This is a genomic window from Vicinamibacterales bacterium (assembly GCA_036504215.1).
Taxonomy (GTDB): domain Bacteria; phylum Acidobacteriota; class Vicinamibacteria; order Vicinamibacterales; family Fen-181; genus FEN-299.
Genome location: DASXVO010000019.1, coordinates 21,159 through 44,751, shown reverse-complemented (window position 1 = coordinate 44,751; position 23,593 = coordinate 21,159). Strand labels below are relative to the sequence as shown.

Below are 23,593 nucleotides of genomic sequence, written 5' to 3'. Positions count from 1 at the left end.
GGCCGGCCTTCCGCCCCGCCGCGACGTGATGGCGGCGACCGAATCCCGGACACGCGTGAAATTGCTGTGACAATCGCCTGGTCGGAGAAAGTCGTAGTAGTCTGAAGACAGCCCTGCCGGGAAGGAAGGCCTCGCGTGTCCGGTTCCAGATTGTCAGTCACACCCAGCCTCTGCGCCGTCGCGTTCATGGCACTGCTGCTCGCCGCGCCGACGGCATCGGCGCAGGACGACGCGGCCAAGTCCGCTTTGTCGGCACCGGCGAATCTCTCGGGTCGTTGGGACTTCAATGCGCGGCAGAGCGACAACCCCTCCGAGGCCGCACGAGGGGCTGGCGAAGGCGGAGAGGGTCGAGGCGGACGGGGCGGCGGCGGCCGTCCCCCGGGGGGTATGGGCGGCGGCATGGGCGGACGTGGCGGGGGCGTGGGCGGCGGTGCGGGAGGCCGGGGCGGTCGGATGGCCGGCGGCGAGGGCCGTCCTGCGGATCGCGGCGGCGCGTCCCGCGAGCAGATGCGCGCGTTGCTGGCGGCGCCGAAGACGCTGGTCATCGTTCAGCACCCCGACTCGATCAGCCTGACCGACGACGAGGGCCGGATAGTGGTGCTGAAGCCGGACGGCAACAAGGAGAAGCAGACGTTCGAGGGTGCGACCGTCGAGCGGAAGACCAGGTGGGACGGCCGCTCGCTCGTCACCGAGGTGAAGCTGGATGGCGGCATGAAGGTCACCCAGACCTACGTGAAGGCCGCCGAAGGCCTGCAGCTGATCGTGACGACCAGGGCCGAAGGTGGGCCGATGGGGCGCACGGTTGAACTGAAGCGGGTCTACGATCAGGCGCTCGACAGCGTGCGCTAGCGCGAAGCGGAGTCCTCCAGAGAATTCGCAGCGGCCGCAGAGTCGCTCGGGAGGCTTTCCCACTCCCTCCAGCCGTGAGATCATCTGGCTGACCCCCGTCAAGGTGCACGATGAGACAGCGAGTGACTATTCTCCTCTTTGTTGGCCTTCTGGCCGTGGTCGTGATGGGGCTTCGCGTGGCGGGTCAAGTGAACCCTCGCGGGCCGTCCGGGGCCCTTCGGTTCGTGGTGAGCCTGCCGGCGCAGGCGGGCTCGATCCCGATCGACGGGCGCTTGTTGGTGATGATCTCGAACGACGACCGCGCCGAGCCGCGCTTCCAGATCAACGACAGCCCGACCACGCAGATCGTCGCCGGCGTGGACGTCGATCGAATGACGCCGAACGTCCCCGCCATCCTCGACACGACCGCGGTCGCGTATCCCATCGACGACCTCTCGCACGTTCCGCCCGGCACCTATACCGTGCAGGCGCTGCTGCAGCCCTACGAGACGTTCCATCGGGCCGACGGCCACACGGTGAAGCTGCCGATGGACAGGGGTGAAGGACGACAGTGGAGTCGTGCGCCTGGCAACCTGTACAGCTCGCCGCGCAAGATCCGGATCGACCCGACGCGCAGCGGCGAGATTGCGTTGACCCTCGACAAGGTGGTTCCGCCAATCCCGGATCCGCCGGAGACCAAGTACATCCGGCACATCCGCATCCAGAGCGAGAAGCTGACGAAGTTCTGGGGGCGGCCGATGTTTCTCGGCGCTCACGTGCTCGTGCCGTTCGGCTTCGACCAGCATCCCGAAGCGCGCTACCCGCTCGTCATCGATCACGGTCATTTCCCGTACACCTTCGAGGGATTCCGCGAAGAGCCGCCGGATCCCAGCCTGAAACCCGAGCACTCCGAGCGTTTCAACTGGCCGGGCTACAACAAGACGGAGCAGGAGTACGCCCACCAGTTCTACAAGGACTGGACGGGGCCGAAGTTCCCGCGCTTCCTGATCGTGCAGATCCAGCACGCGAACCCGTACTACGACGACTCCTACGCGGTGAATTCAGAGAACCTCGGGCCGTACGGCGATGCGATCAACGAGGAGCTGATCCCGGCGATCGAGAAGCAGTTTCGCGGCCTCGGCGAAGGGTGGGCGCGGTTCATGTACGGCGGTTCCACGGGCGGATGGGAGGCACTCGGCGTCCAGGTGCTGTACCCGGATTTCTACAACGGCTGTTTCGCGGCGTGTCCCGATCCGATCGACTTCCGCCAGTACACCGTCATCGACATCTACAAGGACAAGAACGCGTACTTCACGGAAGGGCCGTGGCGGAGGGTCCCGCGGCCTGGCCTGCGCAATTACCTGGGACATATCAGTACGACTATCGAGGCGATGAACCGGCTGGAACTCGTGCTCGGTGACAAGGGGCGATCGGGCGGGCAGTGGGACATCTGGCAGGCGGTCTTCTCACCGGTCGGCCCCGACGGCTACCCGAAGCCGATCTGGGACAAGCGCACGGGCATCATCGATGCCGGCGTCGCGGCGTACTGGCGCGACCACTACGACATCGGCCACATCCTGCAGCGCGACTGGGCGAAGATCGGACCGAAACTCCGTGGCAAGATCCACATCTACGTCGGCGAAGCGGACAACTACCACCTCAACAACGCCGTGTACCTCGTCGAGGAATTCCTGAAGACCACCACGACGCCACCCTACGAGGGCGAGGTCGACTACGGCGCGCGTGCCGAACACTGCTGGAACGGTGACCACACGCAGCCGAACGCGATCTCGCGGCTGCGCTACGCCCAGATGTTCGCGCCGAAGATCGTCGAACGGATTCTGCTGTCCGCGCCGCCCGGGGCGGATGTGAGGAGTTGGAGGTACTGACGCGGTGATGGAGACGTGCAAAGTGCCAAGTGCTATGTGCGCTCGTTCTCGATGATGCGGAGCCGATCGGCCAGTTGCTCCGGGGAGACGAGGTGGAGGAGGAGCAGGTCGGCCGCGCGGAAGGCGTTGCGCAGGAGGTCCGCGTCGAGCGGCCGGCCGGCCGATGCGCATTGCCTTGCCGCCTCCAGGCGCAACACATCGAGAGCAACTTCCACCGAGCGCACCACCGTGCGGAGGCCGTGACCCTGATACGCACTCCAGTTGGCGAAGGCTTTCGACGCGACGTAATTGGCAATCGCGCGTGAGAACGCCGGCCAGGAAGGATCGACGTTCTCCGTCAAGGCCTTCTCCAGATCGAACGACGGGCCATCGCCCATCGTCTTGTCGGGAATCGCGGAGCAGACCAGCCGATAGGAGTTGATGACCGCTTGCGATGGGGGGCGCGCGGGCGGCGATGCGGCCGGTTGGTCGGCGATGGGATCACCCACGTCAGCGATCGCCGAATCGAGCGCCTCCGGAAGCGCGGTCGGTCCGGGCTGCCAACGACGCAATCGCTCGGTCACCTGTGATACCCGTGCAAGGGCGCGCTCCGGCGTGGCGTCCTCGCCGAGCGCCTCGATGAAGAAACGCTCCCAGGCGTGATAGATCTCGCGATCCGCGAGCAGGCCGGGACGAACGAGCGGCGGAAAAGTCTCTCGCGCGTCCAGCCCTTCGACCTCGATCTCGTTTCCATTGAGCGTGGAGGGAGCCTCGACGACTGACAGCTCGACGTCGGTCCGGAAGAGCAGATCGACCGCCGTGGGGCAGTAGTGGGAAAGCGTGACCCACACCACATCCGGCTCGAGGAGACACACACGAGGGAAGTGCTGGCAGGATGCCGGGAGGCTACCGTGGCCGAGCGCGTGCTGGATCGCGCACAGGCCGTCGCCACGACGGTAGAACGAGCAGGTGCCCGCCGCATCTGTCCGCAGCACGGCCGCGACCTCTGCCGGTGCGTGGTCGGGCACGAGGAACGGCGACGGAGTCCCGCTCGGCGCGGACGGCACGACCAGACGACCGGCGTCGATTGCGCTCGTGAGCCTGGGCAGCAACCCGCGCTCGACCGGGATGGCCCATCCGGACGTGCAGCACGCACCCGAGTGGCGGCAGCGATAGTCGGCGTGAATCGACAGGCACCGCACCTTCATCCGGGCCATTCTCGCACTCTTCGCCTCAGAGACACGGGCCTCGCTCCGAGCGCGGCCGGCCTGGAGCCCCGCGCCCCGCGCCCCGAGCCATGATAGTCTGTCGCTGTCGACCAGGAGAGAGCCACACGTGTACAACCGCAGCGTCTCCGACGCCGATCTCGTTCGCCTGAAGGGCGAGCGCGAGCAGGCCGATCGTCTCTACAACGACGCCCTTGGCGGCGTGGACGCGGCACTCACCAAGCCGCCTTCCCTGCCGCCTCTTCCGCCTCCGCCCGATCATTCGCAGCTGTCATCGCTCCAGGAGTTGCAGACGATCGTTCCGGCGCAGCCCGTGCCGTTCGACGGCTGGAAGGCGCGGGTCGCGGGTTTCGTCTGGCGGCTGATCGGGCCGATGCTCCAGCAGCAGCAGGCTTTCAACGCCGCGGTCGTTCAGCACGCCGTCCGCAACGCCACGCGCGGCGACGAATCGGCGGCGGCCGTGGCGGCCATGGCGGACCGGATCACCGACGAGTTCGGGGCGCTCGTTCGACTCCAGTCACGCCTCATCCACTATCTCCAGCAGGTCACGCTCTACGTCGATACGAAGGACCGCTACGAGATCGCCGTCCAGCGCCATGAACTCGAACGTCGCACCGAAGGCCTCGCGGCCGGATTGAACGCGTTCGGCGACGAACTATTGAAGCGCCGCGAGCAGTCCCAGTTTCGCGATCAACGCCTCGACACGAGGTTTGCCGAACTGCGCGCGCGCATCGAGCAGGAGTTGCGGCTCGCCCGGCCGGCAAGCGAGAAGAGTTACACGGTGGCGTCGAGTCCGTCGGTCCCACAGAGTGGGACGGGCGTCCCGCCGGGAACGAGCCTGTCCTCCCCACAGAGTGGGACGGGCGTCCCGCCCGTCGTATCTCCCTCCTCGCGCGAGCAGCTCGCCAGCGACGCCGATTCGCGGACCTACGCCGGCTTCGAGGACCTGTACCGGGGCTCGGTCGAGGACATCAAGGATCGCCTGGCCGACTACCTGCCGCTGCTCTCCGAGGCCGGAGATGTCGTCGATCTGGGGTGCGGGCGGGGCGAGTTCCTGCAGGCGCTGAAGGAGCACGGCATCACGGCGCGCGGCGTCGACCTGAACATGGAGATGGTGGCGCGGTGTCACGCGCTCGGCCTCGACGTCACGCAGGCCGACGGCCTGGACTTCCTCGCGGCGCTGCCCGACGAGTCGGTGGGGGCCGTGTTCGCCGCGCAGGTCGTCGAACATCTGCCGCCCGACCGGCTGCTCCACCTCCTCGATCTCGTGCGTGCCAAGCTTCGGCCTGGTGGACGCGTCGTGCTCGAAACCGTGAACCCGGCGTGCTGGGCGGCGTTCTTCTCGAGCTACATCCGGGACATCACGCACGTGCGCCCGATCCACCCTGACACGCTGCGCTTCCTGCTCGTGGCCCGCGGCTTCGGGAACGTGGACATCCGCTACCGCTCGCCCTACCCGGTTGAAGCGAAGCTGCATCCTCTCTCGCTCGCCGTTGGCGGCGTTGACCCATCACTCCGCGAGATCGCCGAGGAGTTCAACCGCAACGTGGACGTGCTCAACGGGCAGTTGTTCACCTACATGGACTACGCGGCCGTCGGGGAGAAACCCTAGCACTTCGACTCGCAACTACGGCCACAATCCGCACTCGGCGGCCGTCGCCGGTCATGGCCCCACCGCCTCCGAGACGACGCGCACCAGCGTGTCGGAGGAGAACGGTTTGGTCACGACCGTCGTGGCGATGTCGGCCCCGTCGCCACCGATCGGCTCACCCGCGAACCCCGTCATGCAGACGATCGGCGTGGTCGGACAGCGTTCCCGGAAGCGCGCGATCAATTGCCGGCCGTCCATCTCCGGCATCACGAGATCGGTCAGCAGCAGGTCGACCGCGGTCGATTCGGCGTCGAGAATCGCCAGCGCTTCCCGGCCTCCGGCGGCATCCAGTACCTGGTACCCGGCGCGCTCGAGCATGCGACGCACCACCGTCCGCACGCCAGGCTCATCGTCGACGAGCAGCACCCGGCGCCGTGCGCGCACGAGGCCTGGCGGTGGCGGCGTGTCGGCAGAGACCTCGGGTGCGTCCATGGTTCGCGGGAACAGGATAGTGAACGCCGTGCCCTGGCCCTCGGTGCTCTCGACGGCGATGTGCCCGTCGGACTGGGCGACGATCCTCTGCACCATCGCAAGGCCCAGTCCCATGCCCTTGTCCCTGGACTTCGTGGAGAAGAACGGCTCGAAGATCCTGAGCCTGACCGTCTCCGACATCCCCACGCCATCGTCGCTGACGATGATTGAAACATACTCCCCGGCTTCTGCCCCCCTGATGTCGAGGGACGGTGCGGTGATGGTCCGGTTCGTGGTCGTGATGCGCAGGCTGCCACCCCGGGGCATGGCGTCGCGGGCGTTCGTGGCCAGGTTGATGATCACCTGTTCGAGCTGCCCAGGGTCGGCTTTGATCGGCCAGAGCGACGGGCTGCATTGAAGCCGAACCTCGATGCGATCGGTCACGAGTTGACGCAGGAGTGGCCCGAGGCCTGCCAGAACCATGTTGAAATCGAGGACCTTGCGTTGAACGGCCTGTCGTCGGCTGAACGCCAGCAGCTGCCCGGTCACCGCCGCCGCCCGGTCGACCGCCTCTGTGATGTTCCCGAGGTCCGCCGCCGTTGACGATGTCGGCGGCACCTCTTCGAGCAGGAGCTCGGTGGACCCCCGGATGGCCGTCAGGGCATTGTTGAAGTCGTGTGCGATGCCGCCCGCCAAATGGCTGATCGCCTCGAGCTTCTGCGTGTGACGCAGTTTGCGCTCCACATCGTTACGGTCGGTGACGTCGCGGCCGTTCAGCACAAAGCCGCCGACGGCCGGGTCCGATCGCAGGTCGGTCGACAGCATCTCGATGTCGCGCCATCCGCCAGTGGCGGTCCTCATACGGCACGCGAGGCGATTCGAGTCGCGGAGCGTTCCGTCCAACAGCGGGGCCAGCCCCGCCAGGTCGTCGGCCGGAACGAGATCGCGGAGCGCGGAACCGACTTCGATCGCACCGTTCCCCAGGGCGTGCGAGGCGGACGGGCTGACGTACGAGATGCGGCCCTCATCGCCGATCACCAGGACGATGTCCGACGAGTTCTGGATGAGGGACCGAAACCGTGCCTCCAGCGCGAGCTGGTCCTCGAACAATCGTCGGCTCTCGCGCAGTTCGGCCACCTGTCTCGAGACCAGGAGCGTGCCCATCGCGGCCGCCGCGTACACGAAGACCCGGATGGCTCCAGACGGATCGGTGAATACCTCGTAGACGAGCAGCACGAACGCCGTTGCCACGATGGCCCGGGGCAGGGCTGCCCCGCGGAACTCACTGTCATCGTCGCTCTCGTCGCGGCCGCGCCCCAGGCGATACCGATGCCACGCGTATCGGGCCGCAGCGGCCTTCAAGACCCACGCGGAGAACCACAGGGCATCGACCGGGTTCCCGGCCCGATAGCTCGGCAGCGTCGTGAGCAGCCAGTTGGCCATCAGCACGCAGATGTTCGCGGCGAGCAGGCAAGCCGCGACCACGCGGATTGTGCGGTCGCGCTTGTGGAAGACCCCCACGGCGAGCGTGAAGAACACACCCCAGTCGAGCGCCGCCCGCACGATCACCAAGTTCAGCCACTCGACATTCGACACGGGTGCGATCACGGAGCTTCGGTAGAGCGCGGCGAGCGCACCCGACGCGACGAGCATCAAGGCGACATCCAGCCAGAAGCGGACGCGTGCCCGCGGGACGGGCCGGCGGGCAGGAAACGTCAGGCAGGCCGCGATGGTCAGGGACAGCTGGAGATACTCCAGGCCGTGGATCCAGCCCGGCGTGCTGGTCAGCCCGGTGAGCTTCACGAGGTTGGCCCAGGCCGTGCCACTGATCCAAAGCGTCAGCGCAGAGGCCGCGAGCAAACGCCACGCCACGCTGTCACGAACGCCCAGGCCCGTGCGCGAAGCGGCGCGGGCGTTGCGCAAGGCCAGCCAGCACACCGTCAAGCCCAACGGGTAGAACGCGGCGTCGGCGATGAAGTCGTTCAGCGGCGTCCCGGACTCGTGCACGGCTGCCCAGGCGAGATACGCCACGGCGTACAGCGCGGCCACGCCATCGCCCAGGTAGGGGGAACAAAGCGCCGCCCGCACCCGCGGAATCATGACGCGCGGTCCTCCACGCCGCGCGGAAGCAGGATCGTGCACGTCGTGCCGCGGCCCACGGCGCTCTCGACGACCACGCGTCCTCCGGAGTGGGTGACGATGCCGTGGACCATCGCGAGCCCAAGTCCGAGACCCTCATCCTTCGGCTTGGTCGAGAAGAACGGCTCGAAGATGCGCTCGCGCACCTCGTCCGACATCCCGGTGCCCTGGTCACTGACGACGAGAGCGATGTAATCGCCCGCCGGCAAGCCACCGGTTGCCGGCATCGGTGCGGTGAGAATGCGATTGGCGGTGCTGATTCGCACGCGGCCACCCTGCGGCATCGCGTCACGCGCGTTGCTGACCAGGTTGACGATGACCTGTTCCATCTGGCTCTGGTCGGCCCTGATGGTCCACAGCCCGACCCCGAAGTCGATGTCCACCTCGATTCGATCCGTCAGCAACTGCCGTAGCAGCGGACTGAGTCCGCGCAGCACCGCATTCAGATCCAGCACGGTTCGGTGAACGGCCTGCTCCCGGCTGAAGGCCAGCAGTTTCTGGGTCACGGCCGCGGCACGGTCGACGGCCTCTTCGATGTTCTGAAGATCCATTCCCGCCCGAGACGACGGCGGGAAGTCGTCGCGGACCAACTGGGCGTACCCGCGGATGACCGTCAACACGTTGTTGAAGTCGTGAGCCAATCCGCCCGCGAGATGGCCGACGGCATCGAGCTTCTGCGCCTGGCGGAGCTGGTCCTCGAGTTCGCTGCGCTCGGTCACGTCGCGACAGTTGAGCACGATTCCGCCGACGGCCGGATCGGCCCGCAAGTCGGTGGCCGCGATTTCGACGGCACGCCATTCGCCGCTGGCGGCGCGCAGCCTCGTCTGCCGCCGGGCCACGCCCCCCGGAGCCTTGGCGAAGGTGGCCGCGAGGTCCGCGACATCCTCGTTCGGAAGGAGGTCGGCCAGGCGAACTCCCGGGACGATGGCGCGTGGGCCAAGTATGCGATCTGCCGAAGCGCTGACGTACGACACGCATTCGCGTTCATCGATGATCAGCACAACGTCCGACGCGTTCTGGACGAGGGAGCGAAAACGGGCCTCCTGCGCGAGATGACCTTCGAAGACACGCCGGTTCTCGCGCAGTTCCACCACCTGCCTGATCAGAAGCAAGCCGGCCATGACCGTGGCCGAGAGCACGAACATCTCGAGGTGCTCGCGTTCGCCGAACGTCACCCGTCCGACGAGAAGCGCAAACGTTCCCGCGACGAGCGCGTACGAGAACAGGCCGCCACGGAGGTCGCTGACCGGCGTGTCGGCAGCGCGAAGGCTCGTGACCGGCGCCGCTCGATAGCGGTGCCACGCAGATCGGGCGGCCGTCCACCGACAGGCCCAGGCAGCGAACCAGATCCCGTCCACGCTGTCGCCAGAATGATAGGTGGGCGTTCCCGCCAACTGGTAATTGGCGGCCAGGTACAGCGTGTTGGCCACCAGCAACCACAGGAAGGCGCCGCGCGTCGCGCCCTCCCGTTTCTGCAGCACGCCCACCGCCAAGGCGACGAACACCACCCAGTCGAGCACGGACTGCACGTACGCCACTTCCGAGGGGCTCGCCGGCGAAGCCCGGGCTGCGGCGCGCGTGCCGTAGTGATAGGCCAGCACGAAGCCGGCGACCAGGATCAGCCCGAAGTCCGCCGCGAGACGTCTTCTGCCACGAGAGGTCACCGTGCGTCCGGGAAAGACCAGAAACGCAGCAACCAGGAGGAGCTGTTGGAGGATTTCCAGCGGGCCATCCCAGGCGGGATCCGTCGCGCTGCCGACCGAGCCAATGAAACTCGACCACGTGGCGCCGAGAATCCAGAGGACGAAGGCGCCGAAGCCGAGGAGCGTCCAGCCAAGACGGGTTCGGCGTTCCAGACCCGGCACGCCGGCGTTTCGGAGGTACAGCCAGCCGACGGCCAGCCCGAGGGGGTAGAAGGCGACTTCAGCAACGAAGAGGGTGGCCGGCGTTCCGGGCGTTCGGACGCAGAGCCAGCCGCAATAGGCCAGCCCGTAGGCCAAGGCCAGATAGTCGGCGGTGTATTCGGGCCGGACAACCCGTCTCATCGCGGCGCCCTCGAGCCCCCGCTCGCGCCCCGTGGCGCGGCTTCCCAAAGCGGCCCGAGTAGTCTATCGGCCGTTCGCGCGAAAAGCGAACACGACGAGTCCGATTTCCAACTCGCCTCGACCCCCACGACGCCCAGAACGCGGAGGTGCTGTCGGCCGTGTCAGGGCAGCCGTTCGACGCCGAGCCAGACGTGGTGTCCACCCGGCACGAGGCGCAGTCCGCGCATCGTGCCCGGCCGGACCGCGCCCGCCGGCAGGACGCTCGAGGTTGGCAGCGACGGCGTGGCACCGTCGAAGCGTGCAACCGTCCGGTTGACGAGGTCGCCGCCCACCATGTTCACGAGTTCCCTCATCGCGTCGAGGCGCAGGCCCTCGTCCTCGCCCGGGTCCTGGCCGGTGATGCGATTCGACAGTTCGCCTGCGGCACGCGCATCAGTCGCGAGGCGCACGATCCACCGTTTCATGTCGGCATCCAGCCGGACGCTGGCGCCGAACAGGATCGTCGTCGGCGGCTCGTCGCTCACGACGATCACCTCGGTGAACGCCATCTGTTCGAGGACCGACTGAAGGGCAGCCAGGCCGAGCGTCGTCAGCGCGGCTCCGTCCGGCAGGGGCGTCTGCGGCGGCTCTGCCTCGGCCTGCTCCGCCGCCGATTGGACCTCGTGCCGCAGGTACGGCCCGATCACGTCGGCGAGCATTGTCGGGTCGAACGGTTTCGGGACGATCTTCTGCGCGCCCAATCGCATGAGCTCGAGCTTCTTGCGGGCCGTGGCGACGCTCGTCACCATCACGAAGACGTGCTTCTCCGGGAGAGCGGCGGCCTTCTCCAGCAGGATCTCCCCGCTCATCCTCGGCATGTTCACGTCGCACAGCACCAGGATGGGGGCCTGCTGCGCCTGCAGCACCTCGAGGGCAGCGAGGCCGTCGCCCGCCTCGCCGATCTGGTCGTCTCGGATCCCGCTGTTGACCAGGCTGCGCTTGATGACCTTCCTGGTCGTCACCGAATCGTCCACGATGAGGATATCCATGTCAGTCCTCGCCACGCCGAAGCGCGAGCTCGACGTACAGATCCTCGCCGTCCACGCTGAATTTCCTCGCGCGGCGCGGCGGGACGGTGTTGAGAATCGAAGTCACCAGGAATTTGCCGACGATGACCGTGGGAAGCGAGAGTTGGATGGTCTCGCCCATGTCGCCGAGCACAATCGCGACGTTGCCGGCAATGATGTTGGCCACCTCACCGAACGCATCGCGCACCTCGTCGTCCACCTCGTGGCGTTCTTCGCCGAGCAGGGCTCCCGCGATGTGGCAGGCGAGAGCACTCGAGGAGTACACGCCCACCATGCCCGCGGAGCTTCCCGACAGGCCCACGAAAGCGACGATTTCCGTGCTGGCTTCAGTGTTGGGCAGGTCGATCAACGGGCCCTCCTTCGCCTGAAGACCCATCATCGACGCGAACAGTTCCTGCGTGGTTGCCGACACCCGTTCAGCGACTTCGAGCACGCCACTCCTCCTCCCGTGGTCCGCCTTCCACCGGCGCAACCATGCGGCCATCGTTGTGGAATCCGACCGACACTAGCCTCTCGCACGCCGCAAGAGGCCCTCGAGCTGCTTCGACACGTCCCTGTAGCCTGGAGCCTCCGCCTGCAATTCGAGGAAGATGGCGAGCGCCCGGTCCGACTCGCCGGCCGTCACCAGCGTGCACCCCAGGTCGTAGAGCACGTCGTGCGTGGCTTCCGGGCCAGGCGACGCCTGGGTCGCGCGCTCGTACCATTCGATCGCGTCGTGAAGCTTGCCGCCCTCGCAATAGATCGTGGCCAGGAGCCTGGCGGACTCGAACCGATGACGCGGCGATCGCACCGCCTCCTTCAGCGCCGCGATGGCCTCCTCAGTCCGTCCGGCTTTGCACAGACCGAGCGCGTCGCGGTACTGTTCCGTCGCGGCCGGCACACGTCCCGGGCGCGGCTTGCCACCGCGGGTGTCCTTTCGCGGCGATCTCGACTCGCTCGTGGCCGGCGCCTTGTCCTCGGTCCGGACGGTCGGCGCGCTGAGCGCCTCTGGCGCTGCGGGCGCCCGCACGGCGGCCCCGCCGGGATCGCCGAACATCGCGGACACCGGATCGGCGTTCAGCTGTTCGGCGATGCAGGCGTCTGGATCCGACTCGCCGAGCAGCGTCAGTGCCCGACGAAGCCGTTCGACGTTCGCCGGCTTCGACGGTTCGTGCACCAGAAGATCCTCGGCGATGACCCGCGCCTCACCGGCCCGGCCAGCGAGCAGGTAGACCTCCGCCAGCCGCGCCTGGGTGTCGTGCAGCATCTCGTCCAGCCGGCCATCGACGCACACCTCCACCAGCTTCATCAGCGCCGGGACGTGGGGCGGTACCGCCACCACGAACTCGTGGAGCGCCGAGGCGGCATCGGACCAATTGTGCTCCTCCAACGCGGCGTCGGTTCCGACATCCACGCACTCGAACGCGGCGTCCGCGGCGCGCTCACCGAGACGCAGGCCGAGCTGGATCAATTCCCCCCGACGCGCGGGGTCGGCTGCGATCACGCGCTGCGCCAGCGTGCGAACTCCGCCGGCGTTCCCGGACAGCAGCTCGATCTCGGCCCGGCAGAGCAGAAGGTCCGGTTGGCTCGGATCACCTGGCAGGCGCGCGCGGGCTCCGTCGAGGTCTCCGGTACGGATTCTCTCTCGGACGATCAGGAGGCGCGTCTCGTCGTCGGACGGGTCGCGTTCGAGCGCCTGCTCGAGTACCGCGAGCGCGTCCGCAGGGCGGTCCGCTGCCATCAGCGCCGCGGCGATCGTTCGGAATTCTCTGGAACCGGACGCGTACCCGACCGCACGGTCCAGTTCACCGGTCTCGATGCACAGGGCGACCAACGCCCCGACGACGGCAGTGTTCTCCGCATCGAGCCTCGCGGCCTCCTCGAGCGCCCCAAGGCTCCCCGCGAGGTCGCCACGCTGGCGGAACCGGTCCGAAAGCGAAACCAGGCGCTCGATCGCCACCTGCGTGTCGCCGATCGCACCACCCGCGACTGGGGCGGCAACGCCCGCGGCCAGGTCATCCGGGTCCAACTCGCCGATCCGATGGAGAATCTCGATCGCACCGTGCCGATCGCCACGCCCCAGCCGGCTCGCCGCGACCGCCGTCAACAGCCGCTTGGCCTCGACGAGCGAACCCTGGACAACCGAGATGTCCGCCGACCTCATCTGCGCGTGCTCGACGTCCGGCCTGAGCTTGAGGATCCTCCCGTAGACAGCGGCTGCTTTCGGCAGCACGCCGTGCGAATGGAGGTAGTCGGCGATACGGAGATACTGCTCGATCGCGCGTTCGATATCTCCGGCCCTCAGCAGGAGATCGGCGAGCGTGCCCACCGCGACCCAATTCCCGGGCGTGGCCTCGACGGCGTGCGAATACTCGGAGATGGCCTGGTTCAGCAGGCCCTGAGCAAGGAACTTGTCGCCCCGCCGGAGCCGATGGTGGCGAGGGCTGGCCGTCGGGTTCTTTCTCACCGGTCACTCCGTGCCGCCCGACCCAGGTCCGGCTGGCCGTCGGCCCGCGTCCCGCTGACAACTCGCTCCTCGCAAACGTCGGACCGCGCAAATGCGCCGTACTCTGCCTAATCGGCACCGGCTGAGGTTTCTTGAGACAGCAGGAAGACGATCCTCGCGCGGATGCCCACTAAAGCTCCAGCGCCCCCTGCCGATAATCTCTGGTGATGACCAGACGTGTATCCGCACTCATCACCCTGGCGGCCATGGCCATGCTGGCGACGGCGTGCTCGTTCGAGCAGAAGAGCAACCCGACAGCCCCAACCAACACCAACCCGACGCCGGGTACTCCGGCCGCGCCGTCATATACGGGGACATGGACGTCGGCCACCGGCACGTCTCCGACAAGTTCGCCGACGTCGTGCGGAAACTTCCAGTGGCAGGTGACGAGCCAGACGGCGACGTCGATCGCGGGTGACTTTTCGGCCGTGTGCGGCCCCTACACCGTCACGGGCTCGGGACAGGGTCAGCTCAACGGGTCAAAGGTGACCGTGACCGCGAGCGGATCGGGCACGGCGACCGGCCTCTCGGTGTGCGCCTTCACACTGAGCGGAACCGGCACAGTCAGCGGCGAAACGCTCCCTATCACCTACTCCGGCACCACGTGCTTCGGCCCGGTGAACGGCACCGAGACACTGAGGCGCGCGACGCCGGTGGCGGTCAATGCGCCCACCGCGGTCTCGCCCATCAACGGCGTGACGACGGCGAATGCGCAGCCGACCCTGCTGATCAACAACGCCAGCCGGTCGGGGCCCGCCGGCGCGATTTCGTACCAATTCCAGGTGAGCCGCGATTACATGTTCGTGTCGAACGTCATGTCGGGCGCGGTCGCCGAGCAGTCGAACCAGACGTCGTACGCGCCGCCGTCCGCACTCGTGGCAGGGACCGTCTGGTACTGGCGCGCGCAGGCCTCGGACGGCCAGCACACGAGTCCGTGGACGCAGACGCAGAACTTCGTCACGCCCGTGTCGGTCACGACGCCGCCGCCGAGCGGCAACCACGTCCCGGGCGGGCCGCTGACAGCCCAACGAGCCAGCGACATCGTCTACGCGACCGCGAAGGAGTTCCCGCAGTACACGGCCGTCTTCGGGACCGAGGGTGAGGCGGTTGCCGCGGCCGAGCAGTTGCTGCTCCGGACGATTTGGCACCTGCAACTGGGCGGCTTCCAGGCAGGGCGCCAGCAGAACCCGTCGGGTGCCATTTCCTGCGACAAGCTGACGATCGTCATCGACGGCGCATGGCACGCCTACGACATCTACAGCCTTGGCTACGGGGGCCGCGCCACGACCGTCCAGTTCCTCGAGGTGTGGCCAGCCAACCCGGTGCCGAGCGGTGGGATCCCGGACTAGCAGGGCACGCGTTCTGAGGCGCTGTCACTGATTCCGATCGAGGATCTGCTGCACTGAATTCAGTTCACTCACCTTCGCTCAGCCGCCACCGCCCTGCTTCTTCGGGGCGGGGCGTGCGAGCGCCCGGCAGTACAGCGTCAGGTAATCGATCTCCTGGGCGCTGAGGCTCCGGCCATATGGCGGTGAGAGCGGCGAGCGGCCCATGGCCGCGCTGCCTTCCGCGATCACTTTGCGCAGGTCGCCCTGATCGGGCGGCCGCTTCGGGGCAGTGAGGTCGGGCGGCGGCGGCGTGAGATTCGAGGCGTTCTGACCGTCGCCCTTCCCGCCGTCGCCGTGGCACGTGGCGCAGTAGCGATCGAACAGGTGCTTGCCCTGCGCCTCCGCGTAACCGAGGCCCGCCTCTCGCGACTGCGCGCGCAGGGCCTCGAGCATCGGGTCCGTCATCTGGACGGCGCCCTTCCCGTGGCATCCCGCAGCGCCAGGCACCACTATCGCCATCGCCGCGATCAGGCGCAAGACTCGCACGAGACCTCCTACTGTGTTCCGTTCGGCCGAGTCCAATCGGACAGGCCGCGAGCCGAGGTTCGAGCCCGGCCAGGCACGACCTTGGCCGCCGGCGCGTGCAGGCCGCTCAAGTACGCCGTCAGCGATCGCGAGTCCGCCGCTGACAGCCCGTAGTCGGGCTGCAGCGTGCCCGGCTTGTACTGAGCCGGGTGCATCAGCCACGCGTCGATCCACCCGGGCCGCAACCGCGCGCCAGTGTCGGACAGGTCGGGCCCAACGTATCCGCCCTGTGAGTTGATCTGGTGGCACCCCACGCATCCCAACTGTCGGTACAGGGCGCCCCCGCGGCGGCCGTCCTCGGCCGTGAAGTTCGCGTCGTAGCGGTCGAGTGTGTCATCGAGGAACACGGCCGCGGCGTAGTCGGCGATGGCAGACGCCTCGGTCGGCAACATGTGAAACTGCGGCATCCGCGCCTCGAGGCTGACCCGGACCGCGCCCGGGTTGAGCAGGTACGACGCCAGGTAGTCTCGCCGCAACTGGCTGCCGATCCGGTCGAGCGGCACGGTTGAGAGCGTGCCGCCGGATCCGTCGATGCTGTGGCAACTCAGGCATCGATACCGGGTAGCCAGATCGCCGAACGGTCCGCGAAGCTGGTAGGGCTTCGGTGGAATGGCCTGCTGCACACGGGATGCCGGAAGGTCGCCCTTGCGGAGGCTCGCAAGCGCCACGGCGACGGCTGCCGCGTCCCCTGGAGCAAACCCAAAAGTCGGCATCAGGGATGGAGAACCGAGCGCGTCCGGCTTCAGCACCTTCAGGTAGATGTAGTTGTCGGTCGAGTGTCGAACGCTCGATGAACCGTAGGTCTCCTCGTCGGGGTCACGGTCGGCGACTCCAGCCAGGCTCGGTCCGATTCTACCGGTCGCTCGAATGCCGGCGAGCCGGTGGCAGCTGTAGCAGCCGCGCCGCACGAAGACAGCCCGCCCGGCGGCAACGGTAGGTGCGTCCTGGTACGGCGCCGACGCGGTTTCCGGCTCGGTGCCCGTCTTGTATTCGTCCAGGAGGAACGCCGTCAGGTCGCGCAGTTGGTCATCGGTGAGGCGGTACTGGAGCATCGCGGTCTGCGGCTGGTCGCGGTGCGGATCCTTCAGGAAGCCGAAGAGCCAGTCGCGACGCACCTTGTCCCCTATTCGCGTCAGTTCTGGCCCCGTGGTGCCGCCCCGCCCCTCGACCGCGTGGCAGGTCACGCAGCGCAGCTCGCCGAAGAGCGCCTTGCCCTTGGCGGTGTCCCCTTTCTTCCAGTCAATCGCGGTGCTGTCGGCGGGTAACGTGTCGCGCTGGGACAGGAGCAGCGCCTGGAGGCCGGTGACCTCGGTCGCGGTCAGCCTGAAATTCCCCATCTTCGAATGGGGCAGATACGACTTGGGATCCCGCAGCCAGCCCTGCAGCCAGCCGGGCCGCACCTTGTAGGCGAGGCTGTCGAGCGCCGGGCCGCTGAACGTCGTCGACTCGAAGCCGGGAATCTCGTGGCAGCTCACGCACCCGGATTCCGCGATCAGGCGGCGCCCGGTCTGCAGCATCGGGGCATCTGGGGGATCGATGGCCCGGTGACAACTGCCGCACGTGGCTTCGATGGTCTCGAGCGTCCGCATGGGCCGCTGAACGAACGGGATCGGCTGATGTGCGGCGTGCCGATAGTCGGTCGCCTCGCCCTGTCCGTCGTGGCACACCGTGCAACCGTAGCGCTCGACCGGGTGCGTCGTCAGCCACGCGCCCGGGTGCGTGCGGAACGGCTGGGGCGCCGATGCGAACGCGGGGTCGTCGATTCCCAGGTGGCACGTCGTGCAGCGGTCCACGCGGCCGAGGTCGGCGAGCCACACTTGCCGGAGGCCACCGACCGGTGACGCCTGCGCGAGCTGGTGCGGGTTCTTGAGCGACCGCTCGATGGTCCCGAACCGCGCCTGCACCGCCCGCCACTCGGCGCCGTATTCGCTGAGAAACACCCACGAGAAGACCACCAGGAACGCGACGCTCAGCAGGGCAAACGCAACGTGGAACCTCGCTACCATGGCCACACCCAGGCCCAGTTCGCTCCGCGGAAGAGCGTGCCGACCACCGTCAGGACGATCGCCACGGCGACGATCGCCGTGAAGATCGTGTTGGCGAGACGACGCTCCGAAGCGAACCAGACGCCGGCACCATGCGGGTTCCGGTCGAGATACGGCAGCGCGATGAGTGCCGCCACGATCGCGGTCGGCACCAGCACCCCGCCGACGAACGCCGAGTAGTGGACGAGTTCCTGGAGGCCGAGGAAGTACCAGGGCGCCTTGGCGGGGTTGGGGGTCCGGGTCGGATCGGCCATCTCCTCGAGCGGCGCATTGAACAGCAGCGACACGATGTGGAGCGCGACGACGACCGCGAGCGTCACCAGCAACTCGCGGTACAACAGGTGCGGCCAGGCGAACACTTCGTCGTGCGGATCGCGCGCCGCCACCGACGCCGACGGCCGCCTGGTGAGTGCCATCAGGCCGTAGGTCTTCGTCGACGGCGGGAACACCCCGCCCGTCTCTTCCACCGGTGCCACCGTGACCGTGGGGCCGCTGAGGCCGTCCTTCCGCACGCGCCAGATGTGGAGTGACACCAGCATCACGACCAGGCCTGGCAGCACCACGCAGTGGAAGACGTAGAAGCGCAGCAGCGTCATCGGCCCGATGACGTGACCTCCGAGCAGCAGGAACTTGACCTCGCGGCCGACGAGCGGTGTGTACGCGGCGATGCTCGACCCGACGGTGATCGCCCAGTAGGCGAGCTGATCCCACGGCAACAGGTAGCCGGTGAACGAGAGGGCCAGGGTCAGGAGCAGCAGAGAGACGCCGACGATCCAGTTGAACTCGCGAGGCGCCTTGTAGGAGCCCGTCCAGAACACCCGGCACAGGTGCAGGAAGACGACGGCCACCATCGCGTGGGCCGACCAGCGGTGCATGTTGCGGAGCACCACACCGAAGGTCACGACGAACTGCAGATCCTTCATGCTCCGGTACGCCTCGTTGGGATACGGGACGTAATAGAGCATCAGGGCGAGCCCGGTAACCGTGAGCACCCCGAAGAGCACCGCCGAGACCAGGCCGAGCCCGAGCGTGGCGCGAGGCCGCAGCGCGTGCCGACTGACGCGCGCCGGATGGATGTGGAGGAACAGGCTGGAGATCATCACGGCCGCGCGGTCCTTGTCGGTACGCGGCCAGCCGATTCGAGCCACCGATCTTCCGATCGCCGTGAGCCATCCCGCCGTTCGGCGGACGATCGTCTCAGTCACTGGTTGCTCCGCGAGACGCGTTCGAGTGTTCGGGGCGCGAGAGACTCACACCCGCAGCCGGAAGTCCGGCCCAACGGTTCGATCCACGTCCACGACCAGTTCGCCGCGCGCCGAGAGACTGAGCGCATACCAGGCGAGCGGCGTGGGGGCCGGCCCGCGTGCGACGCGGCCGCTGTCGTCGAACTGGCTCCCGTGGCACGGGCACTGGAATCCCGGCCCCCCTCGCTTGACGTTGCATCCGAGGTGCGTGCAGACCGACGAGACGCCGTAGAAGCCCTCGGCCGTGTTGAACACGAACAGACGACGGTCTTCGAGGAAGGTGACCGAGCCCGGCGGAAAGTCGGCGGGGTTGCCGATGGTGAAGCGGCCTGGGGGCTCGTAGAGCACGTTGGGCACGAGAAACCGCAAGGTGCTGGCGACGAATCCGGTCACCGACACACCGAGGGCCACGACGCCGGCCAGGAAGAACTGGCGGCGATTTGCGCCGTCTGCCGCGCGGTCTGGCGTCACGCTCATCGCCGCGCCTCTCCCATCCCTTCGTGGAACAGACCGAGCGCCGTGACCGGCGACTCGTCGAGATCGAGCAGCTCCATCGTGATCGCCCTGGTCGGGCAACGCACCGCGCACAGGCCGCAGCGGATGCAGCGCTCCTCGTCCTTCACGATCGCGCCGGCATCCTCGCCCGCGTCGAGGGCCTGGCGGACGCCGTCCAATTCCACTCCGCCACGCAGTTGCGACACGGGTACGAGCGTCAGGCAGGCCTCCGGACAGATCTCCACGCAGGCGCTGCACAGGATGCATCGTTCCGAGTCGAAGACCGTCTGCACGTTGCACTGCAGGCAGCGGGAGCCTTCAGCGCGGGCTTCCGACTCTCCATACGCTTCCTCGACCTCCCGGAAGCCCGTCCGCCTGGTCACGGCCAGGCTCGGCGGTTCGTGCCGCCGAATCCGGTCGTAGTGATCGCCCGACCGGTCGAGCCCGGTGAGAACGAAGCGCGCCTTCGCTCGGGGCACGGCTCCGCCGCCGAGGTGCTCGTGGATCGCGAGCGCGGCGCGCTTTCCGTCAGCGACGGCCTCGATCACGATGCGCGGGCCGAATGCGAGGTCGCCTCCACAGAACACGCCCGGGAGGGTCGTCGAGAGCGTGCGCGGGTCCACCGCCACCAGCCCGCGCGGCGTGATCTCGATCTCCGAGTCCGCCGACAGACAGGCCGTGTCGGGCTGCTGCCCGACGGCCAGGATGATGGTGTCCGCCTCGACGCGCTTCTCGCTTCCGGCGACGAAGCTCGGGTTGAAGCGACCGCCGGCGTCGAACACCGACGCCACGTCGATCGTCTCCAGCGCCGACACGCGATTGCCCGACCCGAGAATCGCCTTCGGTCCTCGTCCCGCCAGCAGCGTGATCCCTTCTTCCTCGGCCTCGTTGACCTCGATCGGCGTCGCCGGCATCTCGTTCCTGGACTCGAGGCACACGAGCTGCACGTGACGGGCGCCGAGGCGCAGCGCCGTGCGGGCCGCGTCGATGAAGGCGTTGTCGTAGCCCCACGCCTGGAGCAGTTCACTTGCGCCGCGCGGAACGTCCGCGCGCTCCTCGGGCTGGGCGTACCGCAGCACCGTGCGCGCGACGTCGATCGCCACGTTGCCGCCGCCGATCACGACCACGCGTTCGCCAACCGCGACGTGGTAACCGAGATTGACGTTGAGCAGGAAGTCGACGCCGTTGATGACGCCGTCGAGTTCGCGGCCGGGGATGTTCAGGTCGCGCCCGCGCGTCGCGCCGAGGCCCAGGAAGACCGCGGCGTAGTCGTTGCGCATCAGGTCTGCCACCGTGAAGTCACGACCCAGCCGCCAGTTGGGACGGAACTCCACGCCAAGCGCCAGGACCTGGTCGATCTCGCTGCGGATGATGTCGCGCGGCAGGCGGTACTCGGGCACGCCCTGATACAACATTCCGCCGGCGACCGGTGCCGCCTCGAAGAGGGTGACCCGGTAGCCCATCATCGCGAGGTCGTGCGCACAACTGACGCCGGCCGGGCCGGCGCCGACGACCGCGATCCGCCTGGCCTCCCCGCCCTCTCGAACGGCCAGGCCCAGCGGCTGGAGCGGCGTCGTCCGGGGCGCGCCGATCCGGTTCTCGACGCCGTGGCGTTCGGTCAGCGTGCGCTTCAGCGCGCGAATGGAGATCGGCTGGTCGATGGTGCCCCGCCGGCATTTCGACTCGCACGGATGGGCGCAAATCCGCCCGCAGACCGACGCGAGCGGGTTGGGTGCGCGGGCGATGTCATAGCCTCGCGCGGTGTTGCCGTCGGCGACCGCGCGGACGTATGCGCCGGCATTGGTGTGCACCGGACACGCGGTCCGGCACGGGATCAGATCGAGGAAGTACTGAAACGTCGGCACGACCGTCGGGTAGAGGCGCCAGGCCATGCGTCTGCCTCCGTCACGCGTCACCGGGCGAGCACGAAGTCCACGGTCGCGGGCTTTCCCGCCTCGACAATCACCGGCTTGGGCTGCGCCTTGAGCTTCGGATGCCACACGGCCAGCGTGTAACTGCCCGGTGGAACGCCGTCGATCGCGAAATGGCCGGCCTTGTCGGTGACGCCGAAGTACGGGTTCTGCACGACGACGACGAACCCCTCCATCTCCGGGTGCACGCGGCACAGTTGGGTGTAGACGCAGGGGAACTTCGCGCACGCCGCGAACGGGCGGTCCTTGGTCTGACCTTGAGGCCACGTGCCCAGGTTGTACTTCTCGAAGTCCGGCGAGAACACGTTGTGCGGCGTGGGATCGCTGTTGAGGAACTTGACGACCGTGCCGAGCACGACGGGCATCACGTGCGGGATGAACTGGAACTGCTTCTGATCCATGGTCATCGGCTCGGCGGGCGGCTTGAAGGTGCCGGGCGCCTGCACGACGAACACGACGGCGTCGGCATTCGACGAGAGTCCTGTGGCCTTCACGGTTCCCGTGATTGCGGGCCCGGCGGCGTGCGCGCCTGGAAGCGCGACAACCAGGCCGATCGCGACGGCGATGACGAAGACGATCAATCGGCGGTGGCAGGTCATGCGAGTCTCCCGTGGTGTCGCGTGGTTCCGGGCGTCGGTGTGCTGCCGGTCGCGTCTCTCAGAACGCGAAGCGGACGACGATGTTGAACGAGTGGTTCTCGCCGGTCTCGAGGTCGCGTTGATACTCGACGATCGCCTTGACGTTGGCTCGAATGAGCGCACTGGCATTGGCCACCACCAGTCGCACGCTCGGCGCGTCGGGATCGCCCGGCCTCAGGAGTTCGTAGCGAAATGCCCCGTGGAGCCAGGGGTAGAAGACGTAATCGGCCTGCGCGAACCAGGAGTGATACGAGGGCGAGATCTCGTCGAGTTGGGCGCGGTTCGCCGGATCGAACGTCCGCAGCGTGTCGGTGCCGTGGACGTACGCGGTGTAGACGTTCAGGTCGCGCCAGTAGACGCTCGCATACAGGCCGGTCCGCAGGAAGTTGACGTCCTGCATGTTGACCGGCGTCTGCGCGTCGGTCGTCAGCGAGTAGTTGATGTCCGATCCGTCGCCGCGGTAGACGAAGGCGCCGACTCGCAGCGAGTCGTCGCGCCAGTTCTCGGCCGGCGCCTCGCGGCCGCCCATGTCGCCGTCGAGCCCCATGCCGCCGAACTTGTAGTCGACCCGCGCGTAGTAGTCCTTCGCGTTGTTGCCGTCGAACCGTCCGTTCGGGCCCGGCGAGATCCCGTTGGCAATGCCGGCCACGTACAGGATCCGGTGGTTGACGATTCCATACCCCTCGATCCCCCGGATCAGCTTCGGCAGGCCGATGGGCTCGGGGCTGATGCCCTCGACGAGCCCGGTGCCCCCGTGGAGCCCGATGGGGTTGTACGCGAACGCCGTGTCGATCCCCGCATCGGTCGAGATCCACATTTCCTGGAACCCGTCCACCAGGTTGGGCGTGAACTTGCCGACCTTGAAGTGGAACATGTTCTCGGGACCGAACGGCGAGTCGAAGGCGATGTTGGCGTGCTCGATCGACACGGAGACGGAGTCGTCCGGATTCTGGGAGAAGCTCAATTCTCCCAGGTACGACACGTGCTCTCCGAGCGTGCCGGCCGCAAAGATGTTCGCCTCCTGCGGGAACTGGAAGTCGTTCCAGACTTTGGTGACCGTGCCATCCGCGTTCAGCGTGGAGGTATTCACGTCGGCGAACTTGAAGTTGACCGCCAGCGGGACCGCGCTCGAGATTTCTCCCGGCCAGACCGCCTTGGGCCAGAGCCGCTTGTACGCCGGCGATCCGAGGCTGACCGGCTTCTCCTTGATCATCTCCTCGGTTTCCTTCGGCATCCGGTAGCCCGCCAATCGAAACGCTTCCCCGAAGGCGTTCAACTTCGGGAAGACGACGTGGCAGGTCTGACAGCTCGTTTGGTACTTCCGCGCGAACGCCGGAATCGCGCTGGCGTCTGTCGCGCCGAGCCCGATGAGCAGGACAATCAGCCAGCCGACTGACATCGAGACAGCCACGCGGCGCGGTGAGGGCTCAGCCATGCCGGACACTCCTTGGAGTTGGTCTGTGCGTAGTGATCTCATTACGCAAGGCCCGGGCCGGGCGCCCGTGACGCGAACTCTCGAGGTGGGGATGTCGTGTTGATGGGCCTTTCGGCCTGCTGATGCGCGGTCGGCGCCACGGCGCAACACGGCGCACTGTCAGAGAATCGGG

Annotated in this window: 17 protein-coding genes; 4 read left to right on the top strand and 13 right to left on the bottom strand. The window is 67.6% G+C overall.

The window, feature by feature from the left end:
* Positions 1-135: 135 nt before the first annotated feature.
* Positions 136-849, top strand: a complete 714-nt coding sequence (locus VGK32_04670) for a hypothetical protein (GenBank protein HEY3381037.1) — start codon at positions 136-138, stop codon at positions 847-849.
* Between the two features lie 122 nt (positions 850-971).
* The gene (locus VGK32_04665; protein HEY3381036.1) at positions 972-2,717 is read left to right on the top strand and encodes a hypothetical protein; all 1,746 of its coding nucleotides are present in this window, start codon (positions 972-974) and stop codon (positions 2,715-2,717) included.
* Positions 2,718-2,749: 32 nt separating this feature from the next.
* Here VGK32_04665 and VGK32_04660 read toward each other — a convergent pair whose 3' ends face one another.
* Positions 2,750-3,913 carry a hypothetical protein gene (locus VGK32_04660; protein ID HEY3381035.1) on the bottom strand — a complete coding sequence of 388 codons (1,164 nt, stop codon included), beginning with the start codon at positions 3,911-3,913 and terminating at the stop codon, positions 2,750-2,752.
* Positions 3,914-4,031: 118 nt separating this feature from the next.
* Here VGK32_04660 and VGK32_04655 point away from each other — a divergent pair, with 118 nt between their 5' ends.
* Positions 4,032-5,534 (top strand): methyltransferase domain-containing protein, encoded by a 1,503-nt coding sequence (locus tag VGK32_04655; GenBank protein HEY3381034.1) that lies wholly within the window; start codon positions 4,032-4,034, stop codon positions 5,532-5,534.
* A 51-nt stretch (positions 5,535-5,585) separates the two neighbouring features.
* Here VGK32_04655 and VGK32_04650 read toward each other — a convergent pair whose 3' ends face one another.
* From VGK32_04650 to VGK32_04630, 5 genes are all read right to left on the bottom strand, one after another.
* On the bottom strand, positions 5,586-8,084 hold the full coding sequence (locus tag VGK32_04650) for an ATP-binding protein (protein ID HEY3381033.1): 2,499 nt from the start codon (positions 8,082-8,084) through the stop codon (positions 5,586-5,588).
* Positions 8,081-10,168 (bottom strand): ATP-binding protein, encoded by a 2,088-nt coding sequence (locus VGK32_04645; GenBank protein ID HEY3381032.1) that lies wholly within the window; start codon positions 10,166-10,168, stop codon positions 8,081-8,083. The genes VGK32_04650 and VGK32_04645 overlap by 4 nt, the downstream gene beginning before the upstream one ends.
* A 161-nt stretch (positions 10,169-10,329) precedes the next feature.
* Positions 10,330-11,196 (bottom strand): response regulator, encoded by an 867-nt coding sequence (locus VGK32_04640; protein HEY3381031.1) that lies wholly within the window; start codon positions 11,194-11,196, stop codon positions 10,330-10,332.
* Position 11,197: 1 nt separating this feature from the next.
* The gene (locus tag VGK32_04635) at positions 11,198-11,668 is read right to left on the bottom strand and encodes a chemotaxis protein CheX (protein ID HEY3381030.1); all 471 of its coding nucleotides are present in this window, start codon (positions 11,666-11,668) and stop codon (positions 11,198-11,200) included.
* A 72-nt stretch (positions 11,669-11,740) separates the two neighbouring features.
* A complete protein-coding gene (locus VGK32_04630; protein HEY3381029.1) occupies positions 11,741-13,681 on the bottom strand; it encodes a tetratricopeptide repeat protein in 1,941 nt (646 codons plus the stop codon).
* 206 nt (positions 13,682-13,887) lie between these two features.
* Between VGK32_04630 and VGK32_04625 the strand changes: the two genes are divergently transcribed.
* Positions 13,888-15,069, top strand: coding sequence for a hypothetical protein (locus tag VGK32_04625; GenBank protein HEY3381028.1), 1,182 nt, complete (start codon positions 13,888-13,890; stop codon positions 15,067-15,069).
* A gap of 78 nt (positions 15,070-15,147) precedes the next feature.
* On the opposite strand, the gene VGK32_04620 is transcribed toward VGK32_04625, so the two are convergent.
* The 7 genes from VGK32_04620 to VGK32_04590 are packed head-to-tail and all read right to left on the bottom strand — an operon-like array spanning position 15,148 to position 23,421.
* The gene (locus VGK32_04620) at positions 15,148-15,594 is read right to left on the bottom strand and encodes a cytochrome c (GenBank protein HEY3381027.1); all 447 of its coding nucleotides are present in this window, start codon (positions 15,592-15,594) and stop codon (positions 15,148-15,150) included.
* A gap of 8 nt (positions 15,595-15,602) precedes the next feature.
* Positions 15,603-17,639: a c-type cytochrome gene (locus tag VGK32_04615; GenBank protein ID HEY3381026.1), complete on the bottom strand. Its 2,037-nt coding sequence runs from the start codon at positions 17,637-17,639 to the stop codon at positions 15,603-15,605.
* Positions 17,633-18,883 (bottom strand): cytochrome b N-terminal domain-containing protein, encoded by a 1,251-nt coding sequence (locus VGK32_04610; protein HEY3381025.1) that lies wholly within the window; start codon positions 18,881-18,883, stop codon positions 17,633-17,635. The genes VGK32_04615 and VGK32_04610 overlap by 7 nt, the downstream gene beginning before the upstream one ends.
* Positions 18,884-18,928: 45 nt before the next feature.
* Positions 18,929-19,399 carry a Rieske 2Fe-2S domain-containing protein gene (locus tag VGK32_04605; GenBank protein ID HEY3381024.1) on the bottom strand — a complete coding sequence of 157 codons (471 nt, stop codon included), beginning with the start codon at positions 19,397-19,399 and terminating at the stop codon, positions 18,929-18,931.
* Positions 19,396-21,309 carry an FAD-dependent oxidoreductase gene (locus VGK32_04600; protein HEY3381023.1) on the bottom strand — a complete coding sequence of 638 codons (1,914 nt, stop codon included), beginning with the start codon at positions 21,307-21,309 and terminating at the stop codon, positions 19,396-19,398. The genes VGK32_04605 and VGK32_04600 overlap by 4 nt, the downstream gene beginning before the upstream one ends.
* 20 nt (positions 21,310-21,329) lie before the next feature.
* A complete protein-coding gene (locus VGK32_04595; protein HEY3381022.1) occupies positions 21,330-21,947 on the bottom strand; it encodes a carboxypeptidase regulatory-like domain-containing protein in 618 nt (205 codons plus the stop codon).
* Between the two features lie 58 nt (positions 21,948-22,005).
* A complete protein-coding gene (locus tag VGK32_04590) occupies positions 22,006-23,421 on the bottom strand; it encodes a hypothetical protein (protein ID HEY3381021.1) in 1,416 nt (471 codons plus the stop codon).
* Positions 23,422-23,593 lie beyond the last annotated feature (172 nt).

Coding starts and splice junctions, on each gene's coding strand:
- VGK32_04660 (HEY3381035.1), bottom strand. CDS start 3,913: ATGGCCCGGATGAAGGTGCGGTGCCTGTCGATTCACGCCGACTATCGC.
- VGK32_04650 (HEY3381033.1), bottom strand. CDS start 8,084: ATGATTCCGCGGGTGCGGGCGGCGCTTTGTTCCCCCTACCTGGGCGAT.
- VGK32_04645 (HEY3381032.1), bottom strand. CDS start 10,168: ATGAGACGGGTTGTCCGGCCCGAATACACCGCCGACTATCTGGCCTTG.
- VGK32_04640 (HEY3381031.1), bottom strand. CDS start 11,196: ATGGATATCCTCATCGTGGACGATTCGGTGACGACCAGGAAGGTCATC.
- VGK32_04625 (HEY3381028.1), top strand. CDS start 13,888: ATGACCAGACGTGTATCCGCACTCATCACCCTGGCGGCCATGGCCATG.
- VGK32_04615 (HEY3381026.1), bottom strand. CDS start 17,639: ATGGTAGCGAGGTTCCACGTTGCGTTTGCCCTGCTGAGCGTCGCGTTC.
- VGK32_04605 (HEY3381024.1), bottom strand. CDS start 19,399: ATGAGCGTGACGCCAGACCGCGCGGCAGACGGCGCAAATCGCCGCCAG.
- VGK32_04600 (HEY3381023.1), bottom strand. CDS start 21,309: ATGGCCTGGCGCCTCTACCCGACGGTCGTGCCGACGTTTCAGTACTTC.
- VGK32_04595 (HEY3381022.1), bottom strand. CDS start 21,947: ATGACCTGCCACCGCCGATTGATCGTCTTCGTCATCGCCGTCGCGATC.
- VGK32_04590 (HEY3381021.1), bottom strand. CDS start 23,421: ATGGCTGAGCCCTCACCGCGCCGCGTGGCTGTCTCGATGTCAGTCGGC.